The organism is Brevibacillus ginsengisoli (assembly GCF_050113715.1).
In the GTDB taxonomy this organism is placed as follows: Bacteria; Bacillota; Bacilli; order Brevibacillales; family Brevibacillaceae; genus Brevibacillus_H; species Brevibacillus_H ginsengisoli.
In genome coordinates this window covers 205719-219243 of record NZ_JBNJQR010000006.1, presented here as the reverse complement: position 1 = coordinate 219243, position 13525 = coordinate 205719, and the positions used below count along the sequence as shown (strand labels likewise).

Here is a 13525-nt window from a genome sequence, read left to right as displayed (position 1 = left end):
GAATTTATTTATCAATTTTACTCATCAAAAAACGGGTTAAACTTTCTTCCTGCAAGTGCCTCCTGATGTGGCTTGCGTTTGAGAAACGGATAAAGCTCGGAATCCATCGATTTTTCACCCGATCCCGTAAGAGCACCACTGCTCTCTTTACTCCCCATGATACACCCAATCTCTTGCCGTATGGCATCGTTGCATTCCTTAATATCCCGATCAACATCGAAATTTAATTTCTTCAGCTCGATTAAACGATCCATATAGGCTAGTAACGTCTCGAATCTCCCCATACTCCGCTTCCTTTCTACGCTTTCTATACTTTCTACATTTTCTACACATAAACGTTAAGCTTTAGTCCTCATCATACCAACTCTTTGATTCTTAACTGTTGAGTGGCAAACTCTCTGTATAAGGAGTGGGTTCGCAGGAGTTCCTCATGCGTTCCCACCCCGGTAAGTCTGCCTTTATCGATAAACAGGATTTGATCGGCGTCCACGACAGTTGAGAGTCGATGAGCGATAACGAGTGTCGTTCTCCCCGACATTAGGTTGCTCAGTGCCTGTTGGACAACAATTTCGGATTTGCTGTCCAAACTGGAAGTAGCTTCGTCCAACATTAATATTTGGGGATTGCGCACTAAAGCTCTGGCTATACCAATCCTTTGACGCTGTCCGCCAGATAATTTAATCCCACGCTCACCTACTTCAGTATCAAAACCATTCGGCAACTCATCGATAAACTGATCGGCATACGCCATCTTCGCTGCCCTACGAAGCCCCTGTTCACTTACTTCCTCGTCTACACCGTAACATATATTCTCCCGGATTGTCCCAGAGATAAGTGGATTTTCCTGTGAAACATACCCGATCTTCCTTCTCCATGATTTCAGAGAGAAGTGATTGATATCAACTTCACCTAGCAGTATTTGACCTGATCGAGGTAGATAAAATCTCTCTAGAAGGGAAAAAAGCGTGGTCTTCCCGCTACCACTTGGTCCAACAATCGCCGTAATCTTTCCTGGCTGAATGGTGAAATGAATATCTTTTAAGACTTCTTCACCCGTCTCGTACGAGAAACTCACGTGTTCTACTACAATCGGCTGATTCGCATCTTCCAACGGTTTGCCGCTCGCATGATCCTCCTCTTCGTCGTGAAGGGTCGTAATAATTCTCTCCGTTGCTCCTTTTGCTTTTTGCAGTGCGGTAAAAAAGTGAGTAAATTGCCCCATTGGTAAGATTATTTGGAACAGGTACAGGATAAAGGCCACCAAATCCCCTGCGGACAGTGCCCCAGAAGAAACTCGCATTCCACCATACCCCATGATTATGACAAGGAGAAGCATTAGCACCAATGAAATGAGTGGCCCTATTAACGCCTGAACCCTTGCTTCTTTTAAACCTGATCGAAACAGACTGGTAATTCCTCTGTTGCCGTTCTGATATTCAAACATTTCCGCGTTAGAAGCTTTCACCAAGCGGATCTCTGATAATACTTGGGTTAACACCGTCGTAAACTTTGCTGTATCATCCTGCATTTTCTTGGAGATCTTATACATTTGCCTCCCCAAAGGGACAAGAATAGCCGCAGCGAGTGGTACAGCCGTAAGGGTCAATAATGTCATCTTCCAGTCGAGCATTAGCAAGATGATCAAAGATCCCACAATCGAAATAATTCCTGTAACGAAGTTTGCCAAATGATCGGTGATTAACTCTTTCACAACCCCTGTATCATTCGTCATTCGACTAACCGTTTCACCTGTTTGATGCCCATCATAATAGGAAACAGGCAAGATGAGTAGCTTTTTCCACAAACGATCACGAATCCCAGCTACAACGGTTTGCCCTACATGATTCAGAAGATAAATAGATACGCCACCAGCAATGGCTTGCGCCAGCAATGCTCCCAACAGGATCACAATTTGTCCTTTCTGAATGGTTGCATGGGAGAAGCTATCTACCAGATTTTTCGTAAAATACGGAACGATAAGTCCCGATATCGTCGTTGCCACACTCATGAATAGGGCAATTCCCAGTTTTGTCTTAGAAGGTCGAGTTTCCCAAATCATTCGAACAAAAGCTCGCCAATCACTTGTCAATTTCATTCAATTCATTCCTTGCTACTAATGTTGATATAAAAAATGCCCCATCCAACAAAACTTATCCACTGTCGGATGAGGCATATTTTCATAAGCGATTTATTTCAATGAAATAAACTTCTCGATATCTTTTTCAATTAAACGCAATGAACCTCTCCAGAAGTCAACGGAGCGCACATCAACGCCCATAGTTTGGGCAACGGAGGCAATGTCGTTCTTACCCGTAATGGAGAGCAGACGATCATACGCTTCCACGAACTGGTCTCCCTGCTGCAGGTATACGGCATACAAGCCTTTGGCGAACAACAAGCCAAACGCATACGGGAAGTTGTAGAAGTTGTAATCCCCATAGTAGTAATGAGGTTTGCAAGCCCACATATACGGATGCAGGAATTCAGGGTCCAGGCCATTTCCATACGCATCTTTTTGCGCCTGCATCATGATCTGTTTCAATTCGTTCACCGAAACAGAGTTGTTCTCGCGACGACGGAACAATTCGCTCTCAAACAAGAAACGGCTGTAGATATCCACGATCACTTGGCCACAATCCGAAATGTCGTTCTCAAGAATAGCGAACGCTTCTTCCTGGCTTGCATTCTTCAGCGCCGCATTCTTGATGATCGTCTCACAGAAAATCGAGGCGGTCTCGGCAATTGGCATTGGATAATCAGAGTTCAAGTAACTCTCTTCGTTCAGACAATGTCCGTGATAACCATGACCTAATTCGTGCGCCAAAGTCGTCATGTCACTAAAGCTTCCAGTGAAGTTCGCCATGATCCGGCTTTCTTTGATCACGTGCAGGCTATGACAGAACGCTCCTCCGCGTTTACCTTCGCGCGGCTCGGCATCAATCCATTTGTGCTCGAACGCATAGTCAGCGTAATCCGCCAGCTTTTTACTAAACGTGTGGAATTTTTCCACGATGAATTTGCGCGCTTCTTCATAGGTGAAGGTCATGTTCACCTCACCGATTGGCGCGAACAGATCGTAGAACGGCAGTCCGTTTTTATGGCCTAACAGCTCTCCTTTTTTCCGGTAGAACTTGTGGAAGGCGGGCAAGCTTTCTTTCATGGCTGTAAGCATCGCTTCAAGCGTTGCCTCATCCATTCGGGAATCAATCAATGTTTTCTCAAGCGCTGATTGATACCCTCTAGCTTTAGCCAGCGTAATGACTTCGCCCTTGATTCCATTTAAAGCGGCTGCGGAAGATTGCTCAATCTTCTTATAGGACGCCAATTCCGCCTCATATGCGGTTTTACGAACGGACTCGTCCGCTTCATAAGCCATGTTGCGAACCACAGGGAGTGGTAGCTGCTTCGCTTCACCTTTTACCGTGATGTCCACCAGAAGTGTCGAGGTAATCATCTCTTGCAGTTTGGACCATGCGTTGGAGCCTGTGTTCTTCATTTTGGAGATTAAAATCTCTTCATGCTCACTCAAGAGATATTTCGTCTTGCTGGCGATTTCGTTTAAGTAAAACCGGTGCTCTTGCAGCAACGGCGATTGCTCAATTAAGGTATGTAAATTGGTTAAAGAGCCGATCCATTTTTGGAATAGCACACTTGGTTCTGTCAATTCCGTAGATTTAAGCTCCAATTGCTCGACGACAGACAAAGCTTTTTCGTTGGTAGCCTCTACACTCAAGGTAAGTTCACCAAAGCTGTATAATCTGGTAAACAATTTCGAAAAATCAATTTGCATGTTGAGATAAGTTTCAATTTTATCGACCGCATTGGATTGATCTTGTAGATTTTGAGATGCCCATTCCTTCATTTTCTGAATGGCATATCCAACAGCTTCCATATCTTTATTGAATTCTTCCGCTTCAAATGAAGGGTACAATTCTGCCAAACTCCACCTTTGTTCCATATGCTCCTCCTCGCCTTCTTCTCAATAAGGTCTTTTAAAGATACAGCAACCGTTAAGAAACGGCTGCTGTAACTGGAACTAATACTTCAAAGCAATCTTTTCGCTGAATAATCGTAATTCCCTTGCGCTTTACTTTCATTACGGCAACTTCAGGCTTTGCTTTCATTTTGTCGATATAGTCAACTGGCACTTCACCAGAGTGGCTAACAAGAATGCCATCGATTTCTTTCTCTTCATTTTCAGCAAGCGGAGTGGTGAGAATGGTCTCAAAGATGTCAGAAAACGATTCGTGGTTGTCGGTATAAATTGTAATACAGTTCATTGTCATGTTCTCGGTCTCCTATTACGGTAAAGTCTAATAAAAAAATTTTGGCTAAGGTTGCCTGTAGTCATTGTATAAGAAGTATCATTCCCAAAACAAGTAAAATATTCCCTTAAGACCGAAGAAAACTCGACGTTTCTCGATATTTATTCGACAGTAACAGGCTTTATCTAGCCAAAAAAGAGGGAAAGAATTTTTCTTTCCCTCTCGCAATTCTTACAAGTATGGACTTTCGTGTTTGGCTTTCAGTTTCATCCAGCGACGATCTACTTCTTTTTGGAAGGCTTCAAGCATCTCGGCGTTTTCTGGTTTCAACATATGTTTGGATTTACCCAACGTTTTGAGCCAGTCACTAACCGGGATCTTTTTACCTTTTTCTTCTGGATCGTACGTAATGGTTGTGGTGCCATTCTCCACTTCATAGAGCGGGAAGAAGTTGGAGTTAACCGCTGCACCTACGATTACTTCGCCAAGTTCATCTGGAGTCTTCCAGTTCAATGGGCAAGCAATCAAGATTTTACCGTACACCATTCCTTCGTGTTGAGCGTACCATTGCGCTTTCGCCGCTTTCTTCAAGAGGTCTTGCGGGAATGCTTCTGTACCTGTGAACACATAAGGAATATTGGTAGAAGCCATAATTTGCGGTGTATCTTTGTGGTGGAACTTCTTACCTTGTTGAGCCTTACCTACACCAGAAGTAGAGGTCATATGACCAAGCGGTGTGGAGTAGGACAATTGGCTACCAGTGTTCATGTAACCTTCATTATCGTACTCAAGAACGATCATTTTGTGGTTACGCAGCGCAGTACCAATCGCTGGTCCCATACCGATGTCCATACCACCATCACCAGTTACCATAACAAAGGTGAAATCGTCTGCTACTTGTACTTCACCACGGCGTTTTAATTCGAAAAACGCTTCTACCGCACCAGACAAGGTAGCCGCACCGCTTTGGAACAAGTTATGGATGTAGGATTGTTTGTGAGAACTGTATGGATAACCTGTTGTGGTTACCATTGCGCAACCTGTATGGAACAGGGTAACGATGTCTCCTTCAATTCCTTTAAAGAACATTTCCAATCCTGGGAAAATACCGCAACCAGGGCATGCACCGTGACCAGACGCGATTCGTTTTGGTTTCTTGGTCAATTGGCGAAGCGGCGGGATTTTCACATTCAGCTTGCCAGTTTCTTCGTTTTGGGTAACGTTGATTAATCCGGTCTTGAACGCATCGCCGTGAAGTGGTTCAAGCACGCGTTTCATTGTGATATCCGGGTTACCAGGTGTGTGACCATAATAATCAAATGGCTTCTCAGCATAACCCTTCTCTGCTGCAACACCTGCCAAACGGAAGAACTCTTCCGCGTCGTCTGCGAAGAAGTCTTTACCACCTACACCAAAGATACGGGACAACACGATTGTGTTGTTCTCTTTATCTTCTTGCAGACAAGCTTTGATTTCGTGTGTCAGGTTTGCGCCATGACCACCGTAAGAATCTGCGCGTTCCCCTACGAGAAGTGCTTTTACATTCTTCAATGCTTCACGAATTTCTTTTGCTGGGAATGGACGGATGATATTTGGGCTGATTACCCCTGCTTTAATACCTTGGGCACGTAATTTATCTACTACGTCTTTTGCTGTTTCTGCCGCAGAGTTGAGCAAGAACAAAGCAACTTCCGCATCTTCCATTTTGTAAAGATCAAGAACTGGGTATTCACGACCGGACATTTCTTTGTAAGCGGCAGCGATTTGTTGGAATACTTCCCCTGCGCGATACATCGCTTCCGATTGTTGGAAGTTATTGTTGATCAAGTCAGGATCATTCATGTATGGTCCCACAGTGATTGGGTTTTGTGGATCAAGTACATGTGGGTAGTTGGTTGGTTGCGGACCCACGAAATCTTGTACTACTTTACGATCAGCAAAGTAAGATACACGACGTTTTTGATGAGAAGTGAAGAAACCGTCGTAAGCAACCATTACTGGCAAACGAACATCGGAGTGCTCTGCCAATTTCAACGCCATAATGTTCATATCATAAACGGCTTGTGCAGTACGAGCCATCAGGATCGGCCAACCAATGTTCAAGCCATAATACAAATCGGAGTGATCTCCACGAATATCAAGCGGACCAGAGATTGCGCGAGTTACCAGGTTCAATACCATTGGGAAACGCGTACCAGATTGTACTGGCATTTGCTCCAACATGTACAAGAAACCGTTGGCGCTTGTTGCGTTGAACACACGAGCGCCCGCCGTAGCTGCACCGTAGCAGATACCCGCAGAACCGTGCTCCCCGTCGGCAGGGATCAACACGATATCATGCTCGCCGCGTGTTTTCATTTGGTCAAGATATTGTGCTACCTCAGTAGATGGAGTGATTGGGAAATAACCCATGATGTGATAGTTGATTTGTGCTGCTGCCATTGCAGCCATTTCATTCCCTGATTCAAACACCAGTTTTTGTTCCGGACGATTGGTGCTTACTTGTTCTGCTTCTTTTTCATAATTGATCGCCATGTTGAACTACCTCCTCACTCAGTTGGATGCCAGCACAAAATTTTGTTTTACGCGATTCTCATCCGCGTAGCCAATCTCTTCACGCAAAGTAGAAAGCGCATCTGTCGGACAGGCAACCACACACTTTTGGCAACCTTTGCAATATTGATAGTCGATACCGGTCAGCATCATTTGCATACGACCGCGTTTATCTTCTTTTTCTTCCCAAACAAAGCAGTAATCTGGACAAACGGTATCACATGCTGCACAGTGGATACATTTTTCTTCTTCCCAAGCAGGCAAGAACCCTTGGCGGGAACCGCTCAGGTCTTTTAAGATACTGTTACCTGGGTTTAAAATCGTGCCACCGATTGCTTGTGTCATATAACCAAACATAGGAAGCGGACGAACGAACTCTTTTCCTTGGGCATCCGCGGAAGCTTCGATCGTAATAAACTTCACTTCGTTATATCCTCGGTCAAATGTACGAATATTTGGTTCCACCAGGTGTGGATATTTTTTCTCGAACGTTTTGCGGATGATGTTACGCATTGCGTCTGCATCAAGGAAATCACAGATTCTATACAATGCACCCAGCATTGCGGTATTTACTTTGGTTTTCTCATCAACGGCAATACCCATCGCGTCGATCGTAGCCAACGTGCCATACTCTAGTTTCAGGTCTTTACGAACTACCTCTGCGTCACGCGTTGTGTTAACCAACACGATTCCGTCTGGAACAAGTCCGCTTACTACATCAACCGTTTTGTAAAGTGCTTCATGGAATACACCAACAACGTGCGGCGTTTCGATTGGACTGTGTGCGCGGATCTCCGTATCTTCATCACAAAAGCGAACAAAGGCTTTAACAGGTGAACCTTTTTTCTCTGAACCATATGATGAAAAGTTGGAGCTATTCAATCCAACACCAAGTACACCTGCCTCGGCAAGCATTTTTCCCGCCAAGTTAGCCCCTAATCCACCAATTGACTCAAGGCGGATCTCAAAGAAGCCAAGCTCATTCTTCTTCGGTAATTTGGACATGTTGAACCTCTCCCCTAGCATGTAAGTATCGGACACGATAGATTGCCATCGAGTAAGTTTTCTATCGCTCTCTTGATTCATACACAAGGTTATCAGAAAAAAGTACAGAGCGAAGTGATTTACTTCACACCCTTGATATAAAAAGATTTTTCTGTATTAATTTTTATCGACATATAACTATAACAGATACTATAACAGCGCTTTCTTGACGTAATACAGTTTTCGAAAAATGGACACATTTACTAATTTATCGAAACTCTCCAATAAAAAACGACAGCTCATTTAAGGCTGACGGTTTGACAATCATTTTGTTTTCTCTCATGAGCCGCAAGATTTACGATAGTAAAGGCAATAAAAAAGACACCCCCAAAGAGGCGTCTGCATTGAAATATGTAATGGTGCCGGCGATAGGACTTGAACCCACAACCCCCTGATTACAAGTCAGGTGCTCTACCAATTGAGCTACACCGGCGTTGATTTTTCTAGTAATTGGCGTGAAAATTCACTTACGATTCAGAGTATAATATGTCCTTGTCCAAAGATCAATAGCTTTTTTACATAACTTCCACATTTTTTATAAGCATTTTGGAGAAAATGGATGAGGAAGGAGTTGATTCTATGGACAAATTCCAACAGGCGGACCCGAATCGGTATCTGGAACCATCCGATATGTTGTTGCACAATTTATATGAACTCTACTTTCCGCCACGAGACCTTGAGATGTACAATGACTTCACAGATTGGCCCGAGTGGATCGATCCGATGTGAGAACAATCGTTCAGACCGTTATTTGTAAGCGACGTGAATTGCGTTGCTTTTTTCTTTTTATGGAGTTGTTGAGGAAATGGATGCCAGACACCTGAGGGACAACCGCTTTAAAGTTAAGATAATGTAATGACTTCATATTTTGAGGCTAACTCAATAAATTGGGCCATCCCGCTAATTTTCCCGGCTACAAGCTTATCGTCAAGCTCATAATAGTCTACACATGTTTTACAAGCAAGAACGTCAACACCCTTTTCTTCCAGTTCTTTTAATTGGAGAGAAACAAGCGAACGTTCCGATAATGCGAACACACCGCGGTTCATGCAAAAAACAGCCGCAGGCAGCTCTTCCTTTTGCTTAAGAATGGTAAAGAAGGTTTCTAATATTCCTTCACCCAGTTCCGCTTCTCCCTTACCAAGCTGGTCTGATGCAAGTAAAACGATTTTATTTTTCAATTTTTCCACCTCACAGATTTAATAAAAATGCGCTGTTGGCATAGCTAATACTTAATCCACCTGCAACTACGAGTTAAATTAAGGTGTTTATTTCATCAATTATACCATAGGTCATTTTGTTCTAACTTGTCATTTCGTTTAATAAAAATAAGGGGTTTAGGAACGGTTGTTTACGTTAAATCCCTATTTATTTGAATGTTTTGGATATAGTACCATTATAGGATATGTTATATTTTGGGATTTAAGGAAGGCGGTATCGCATGTCGGAAAATGCGTCAAATAAAGCCCTTATATTTTTAGGGTTATGTATGCTCGTTGGTTCTTACCTGATATCTAACGCGATCCGAGACATCACGATCACAAATAATATGAATATGTCAGAGTGATCATACTGACATTCCTTGTATTCGAACAGATCTCACCATATTTTATTCAGTCGATGCGATCGATAAATGGCTTGAAACCTCAGGTCGAAAATACAATCTCCATCCAAAATAACCTAGTAACGTTTGCCTAAACAAAAGATTCTCTGCTAAGATAAAGGAAGTCTACTATACATAGTTAGGAGAATGTTCTCATGAAATGCAAAATTACCCGTAATGCTGCCAAAAAACTTAGCGAGGTATTGGCGCAAGAAGAAGATAAAGAATTGAAAATCCGTGTCTACGTTGGACATAAACACGGTAATCACGCACATTATGGAATGGCTTTAGACAAGCCAACCGAGAAAGACGTTGTGGTGAGTACAGACAAAGAAATCGACATCATTCTTGAACAAGGTGAAGAATTCCTTGATGGAGTGGTCATTGACTACTTGTACACTCCACAAGAAGGCTATGTGATTACAAACCCAAGCAAAGGGAACCACGGGGATCACTAATCCTACGGCTGGCCCAAAGCTGCACACAAATTGATAAAAAAACGTGGAGATTGTCACTCCACGTTTTCTTTTTTTCCTATGCTTTTAGAACCTCTTCTTTTTCCTTAAGCAATGGCGACAAATTCGCATCACTTCCTACAAATAAGGATAACCGATGCACCGGTCGCGTCATCGCTACATAAAGAAGCTTAGCGTCCTCTTCATTGGCTTGATACATCTCTGCATCGACATCAGCAATCAGTACGCAATCAAATTGCAAGCCTTTGGTTAAAAAGGCAGGAACCACACTGATTCCGCCAGGATACTCTTGATCTTTGGCTGAGAGCAATACCAGCTCGGGAATATCCTTTTTTAAACGCTTATACACTTGTTTGCTCGCCTCTACTGTCTTCGTAACAATGGCTATGGAGACGAACTTCTCTTCAAGCAGCTCCTTAACCTTGGCCCCAAGTTCTCGTTCCAATGCATTATTTTTGTCCGATCTGACTCGAATTAGCTCAGGTTCTTTGCCATTTCGAAGCACCGGAACTGCCTGAGTCCCTTCCAAGCGATCCACTTTAGCGAGCACAAGGTTCGCCCATCTCATAATTTCGATGGTGGAGCGATAGCTCTGTTCCAATTTATAAAACTCAACCTGACGACCGGCAAATATTCCCGAAATCAGATCATCCCACGTATGTAACCCGCGATAACTGTGTATTCCTTGTGCAATATCTCCCACAATCGTAACAGAAGTCATCTTCGTCATCCGCGAGATCATAGCGATTTCCATTGGGCTTAAGTCCTGCGCTTCGTCCACTACAGCATGATCAAACTGGGGATTCTGATCAAGACCTTCAACTTTATCCTTTAGATAAAGAATTGGAGCCAAATCTTCAGCTTCTATTCGATTCTCGGCAAAAATTTGCCGTGTTGAAGAAGCAATATCCGAGATCATCTCCTCTGTAATTTCCTCAGGAACCAACGCACGAAGCAACTCTTCCTCACTCATCAGGGATTGATACAAAGCAAATACTTCAAAGGATGGCCAATCCTTTAAGTACTTGTCGATAATCTGTTCGATTTTACCTTCGAATTTGGCCAGCCCGTTCTTATCCAAATCTATTTTTCTTTCACGCAGATGGGTGTAGAACTGCTTGCTAATCTCTTGTTTCAAGTGCTTTCGAAGAGCGATCATGCGGTTTTTGAGCGGGAGATTCGCATATTGCTCTGTGAACAGCTGTTTGATCGCAGTACCATCCAGCCCGAACGACTCTTGTGTTTTGTTGTACATAAATCGTAAACTCTTAAACTGAATGCGCTCGTTAATCAAGTATGGAATGTAGTTCTCCAGCGCTTGTTTGCATGCCAGTGAACCTTTGAAATGCATACGTCGCCTTACAATCTCTTGCTCCCGGCGCCACTCATGATAACGATCCGTTTCCTTTTTGAGTTGCTCACCAAAAAAGAGAAGAAGCGGCTTGTTTGGATCCATGATTCTCCACCCTTTTGGCAAATCGGCTTTAATCAATTTGGCCGCCCAATCCAGGAACGTTGATTGTTGCACGTCTTCAACTCCCAATTCCGGCAATACCTCAGATATGTAATTCAAGAAGAGTTTATTCGGTGCGAACACCATGAATTTCTTGGAAGCCAGCGTATCCTGATAATTATAAATTAAGTACGAGAGCCGATGCAGAGCAATTGTGGTCTTTCCACTACCCGCTACCCCTTGAACGATCACTGGGCGATCTTTTAGCGCGCGGATGATATCATTTTGTTCCGATTGAATCGTTGCAACAATATCTTTCAGTCTGCCATCATTCGTCTCATTCAAGGTGGATGCTAAAAACTCGTCAATATATCCTTCGTTCAGATATTCTTCTGGGTCTCCTACCTCGCGATCGATTACTTCTTTAAGAGCCCCGTCGAAGATTCCTTTAATCTGACCATCCTCAATGGCAAAATTGCGCTTTAACTGAACTTCACCACGGACAATCCCATTGGGTATTCGATAAAATGCGTTCTGACTCTCACCGGAATAGTAAAGACTAGAAATAGGTGCCCTCCAGTCAACTACGACCGTATCAAAGTTATCGCTTTTCACAATCCCGCGCTTACCGATATACACCCGATCAACGTCATAGGTTTCATCTTTCAAAAAATCAATTCGTCCAAAGTATGGTTTAGAGCGAGCGTTCTCCAAATGTCGAAGTTCGCGCGCCTTGTTGGAGTTCACAACCTGTTTCACGTAATCATCCGTCGCCTCACGGATGTCTTCCTTGAATTGTGAGATTTCTTTCTCGATCACCTGCATGGTTTTATCCAGGTACTGTTGCTCAGATTCATAAGCGGAATGACGAATAGACAAAGTGATTCCCCCTTTATTGAAAATCAAATTCTCTTAGAATGATTGTTCTATGAAAGAAACTGGCGGCCAACAACAAGGCCTAGATATACAGCACACAGACCGAGACCTACACTTGCTAACACATACAAGAATGCGCGTTCCCATTCTCCTGTTTGTAAATACTGTACAACTTCTAATGAGAAAGACGAGAAGGTTGTAAACCCGCCCATCATACCAGTCACCAATAACGTATAGACCACCGGTGGAAGCAGCCCCTTTTCTCGTCCCCAGACAAAGATGAATCCAATGAGAAACGAGCCTAGAAGATTAGTGAACCACGTTCCATACGGCCAACTTGTTTGATTTAAAGTGAGGGATAACAGATATCGTAGCATACTGCCGATCGCTCCACCAATTGCAACAGCTAACCAGTTCATCTATAAAGGACCTCCAATACTTCTCGGTTCAAACAAAGACAACACGACAGAAAAAGCACCCAAATCAAGTATTCGGGTGCTCATAGCTGTAGTGTTACCATTAAACCTGCTTTATCATTAATGTTTAGGGCCCTGATTTTGTTCTTCCTCCAGGTCCTCAACGTAACGGATGGATTCAAGATTGGCTCTGAGAGAAGAGCGTACAGCTTGAATGTATTTCTGGCGCAATTCATGCTGTTCTTGCTTTTCCTCTTCATTTAACCCTGTTTCCTTGGATTTCTTCGCTAATTCGTTTATTCGTTTGATTTCTTCATCTGATACCATGATAGCCCTCCTTCCCACACTTTCAGTTACCTAAATGAACTATCTGATAGCGATATCCTTCCATTATAGCATAACAAAAGAATGGGATGAAGCATTGAGATGATAAAATCACTTGTTCGTTCTACCTGGGATTTGTAAATTCTGTCCCGGGTAAAGCGTTTCATCCGTTAAATGATTCAACGCCATGATCTCTTCTACCAAATCTCTCAGATCCGTATCAGGTGAATGCACGGTAGACTGTGCAATCTTCCACAAATTATCTCCCTCTTGTACCGTGATGATCTGATAGGTTGTCTCATCCGCTTTAACTTCAGTAGTAAAGACTCCACTAAGAAAAAGGAACAAAGCACCAGCAACAAAAATTAGTATGGCAGCTTGTCCTCGAGTAATCCCGAGTTTTTCTTTCGTCTTCGGTTTATCGTCAAGTTTCCGGATTGGTTGATAGTAAAGTGTTGTATTCGTCATGACATTACCCCCAAACATTTGTTCCCATCTCTTGTTTCTATCATAAT

The 13525-nt window shown here is 43.2% G+C and carries 13 protein-coding genes and 1 tRNA gene; 2 read left to right on the top strand and 12 right to left on the bottom strand.

The annotated features are described in order from the left end of the window. Nucleotides 1-17: 17 nt before the first annotated feature. The 7 genes from ACQCN2_RS14360 to ACQCN2_RS14330 form a co-directional block, all read right to left on the bottom strand. Nucleotides 18-284, bottom strand: a complete 267-nt coding sequence (locus ACQCN2_RS14360; protein WP_426929614.1) for a hypothetical protein — start codon at nucleotides 282-284, stop codon at nucleotides 18-20. Nucleotides 285-355: 71 nt separating this feature from the next. Further along, nucleotides 356-2095 carry an ABC transporter ATP-binding protein gene (locus ACQCN2_RS14355; RefSeq protein WP_426929613.1) on the bottom strand — a complete coding sequence of 580 codons (1740 nt, stop codon included), beginning with the start codon at nucleotides 2093-2095 and terminating at the stop codon, nucleotides 356-358. Between the two features lie 93 nt (nucleotides 2096-2188). Continuing rightward, nucleotides 2189-3958 (bottom strand): M3 family oligoendopeptidase, encoded by a 1770-nt coding sequence (locus ACQCN2_RS14350; protein WP_426929612.1) that lies wholly within the window; start codon nucleotides 3956-3958, stop codon nucleotides 2189-2191. Between the two features lie 52 nt (nucleotides 3959-4010). After that, nucleotides 4011-4286 carry an NAD/NADP transhydrogenase alpha subunit gene (locus tag ACQCN2_RS14345; RefSeq protein WP_426929611.1) on the bottom strand — a complete coding sequence of 92 codons (276 nt, stop codon included), beginning with the start codon at nucleotides 4284-4286 and terminating at the stop codon, nucleotides 4011-4013. Between the two features lie 210 nt (nucleotides 4287-4496). Beyond that, the gene (locus tag ACQCN2_RS14340) at nucleotides 4497-6800 is read right to left on the bottom strand and encodes a transketolase C-terminal domain-containing protein (RefSeq protein ID WP_426929610.1); all 2304 of its coding nucleotides are present in this window, start codon (nucleotides 6798-6800) and stop codon (nucleotides 4497-4499) included. An 18-nt stretch (nucleotides 6801-6818) separates the two neighbouring features. Next, the gene (locus ACQCN2_RS14335) at nucleotides 6819-7823 is read right to left on the bottom strand and encodes a 2-oxoacid:acceptor oxidoreductase family protein (protein ID WP_426929609.1); all 1005 of its coding nucleotides are present in this window, start codon (nucleotides 7821-7823) and stop codon (nucleotides 6819-6821) included. A 396-nt stretch (nucleotides 7824-8219) separates the two neighbouring features. Then, nucleotides 8220-8295: transfer RNA gene (locus tag ACQCN2_RS14330), tRNA-Thr, on the bottom strand. A 146-nt stretch (nucleotides 8296-8441) separates the two neighbouring features. On the opposite strand from ACQCN2_RS14330, the gene ACQCN2_RS14325 reads away from it, so the two are divergent. Then, nucleotides 8442-8591 carry a hypothetical protein gene (locus ACQCN2_RS14325; protein WP_426929608.1) on the top strand — a complete coding sequence of 50 codons (150 nt, stop codon included), beginning with the start codon at nucleotides 8442-8444 and terminating at the stop codon, nucleotides 8589-8591. 113 nt (nucleotides 8592-8704) lie between these two features. Here the strand turns inward: ACQCN2_RS14325 and ACQCN2_RS14320 are convergent, their stop codons facing one another. Further along, the gene (locus ACQCN2_RS14320) at nucleotides 8705-9043 is read right to left on the bottom strand and encodes a DsrE family protein (RefSeq protein WP_426929607.1); all 339 of its coding nucleotides are present in this window, start codon (nucleotides 9041-9043) and stop codon (nucleotides 8705-8707) included. Nucleotides 9044-9620: 577 nt separating this feature from the next. Here ACQCN2_RS14320 and ACQCN2_RS14315 point away from each other — a divergent pair. Further along, complete coding sequence (locus ACQCN2_RS14315; RefSeq protein ID WP_426929606.1) at nucleotides 9621-9923, top strand: iron-sulfur cluster assembly accessory protein; 303 nt, start codon at nucleotides 9621-9623, stop codon at nucleotides 9921-9923. A 76-nt stretch (nucleotides 9924-9999) separates the two neighbouring features. Here ACQCN2_RS14315 and ACQCN2_RS14310 read toward each other — a convergent pair whose 3' ends face one another. From ACQCN2_RS14310 to yneA, 4 genes are all read right to left on the bottom strand, one after another. Then, the gene (locus ACQCN2_RS14310) at nucleotides 10000-12273 is read right to left on the bottom strand and encodes a HelD family protein (protein WP_426929605.1); all 2274 of its coding nucleotides are present in this window, start codon (nucleotides 12271-12273) and stop codon (nucleotides 10000-10002) included. A 47-nt stretch (nucleotides 12274-12320) separates the two neighbouring features. Continuing rightward, nucleotides 12321-12689 carry a fluoride efflux transporter CrcB gene (crcB, locus tag ACQCN2_RS14305; protein WP_426929604.1) on the bottom strand — a complete coding sequence of 123 codons (369 nt, stop codon included), beginning with the start codon at nucleotides 12687-12689 and terminating at the stop codon, nucleotides 12321-12323. Nucleotides 12690-12806: 117 nt separating this feature from the next. Next, the gene (locus ACQCN2_RS14300; RefSeq protein WP_426929603.1) at nucleotides 12807-13013 is read right to left on the bottom strand and encodes a DUF896 domain-containing protein; all 207 of its coding nucleotides are present in this window, start codon (nucleotides 13011-13013) and stop codon (nucleotides 12807-12809) included. Between the two features lie 108 nt (nucleotides 13014-13121). Beyond that, nucleotides 13122-13478, bottom strand: a complete 357-nt coding sequence (gene yneA, locus ACQCN2_RS14295) for a cell division suppressor protein YneA (protein WP_426929602.1) — start codon at nucleotides 13476-13478, stop codon at nucleotides 13122-13124. Between the last annotated feature and the right edge of the window lie 47 nt (nucleotides 13479-13525).

Coding starts and splice junctions, on each gene's coding strand:
- ACQCN2_RS14350 (WP_426929612.1), bottom strand. CDS start 3,958: ATGGAACAAAGGTGGAGTTTGGCAGAATTGTACCCTTCATTTGAAGCG.
- ACQCN2_RS14360 (WP_426929614.1), bottom strand. CDS start 284: ATGGGGAGATTCGAGACGTTACTAGCCTATATGGATCGTTTAATCGAG.
- ACQCN2_RS14325 (WP_426929608.1), top strand. CDS start 8,442: ATGGACAAATTCCAACAGGCGGACCCGAATCGGTATCTGGAACCATCC.
- ACQCN2_RS14345 (WP_426929611.1), bottom strand. CDS start 4,286: ATGACAATGAACTGTATTACAATTTATACCGACAACCACGAATCGTTT.
- ACQCN2_RS14315 (WP_426929606.1), top strand. CDS start 9,621: ATGAAATGCAAAATTACCCGTAATGCTGCCAAAAAACTTAGCGAGGTA.
- ACQCN2_RS14335 (WP_426929609.1), bottom strand. CDS start 7,823: ATGTCCAAATTACCGAAGAAGAATGAGCTTGGCTTCTTTGAGATCCGC.
- ACQCN2_RS14300 (WP_426929603.1), bottom strand. CDS start 13,013: ATGGTATCAGATGAAGAAATCAAACGAATAAACGAATTAGCGAAGAAA.
- yneA (WP_426929602.1), bottom strand. CDS start 13,478: ATGACGAATACAACACTTTACTATCAACCAATCCGGAAACTTGACGAT.
- crcB (WP_426929604.1), bottom strand. CDS start 12,689: ATGAACTGGTTAGCTGTTGCAATTGGTGGAGCGATCGGCAGTATGCTA.
- ACQCN2_RS14355 (WP_426929613.1), bottom strand. CDS start 2,095: ATGAAATTGACAAGTGATTGGCGAGCTTTTGTTCGAATGATTTGGGAA.
- ACQCN2_RS14340 (WP_426929610.1), bottom strand. CDS start 6,800: ATGGCGATCAATTATGAAAAAGAAGCAGAACAAGTAAGCACCAATCGT.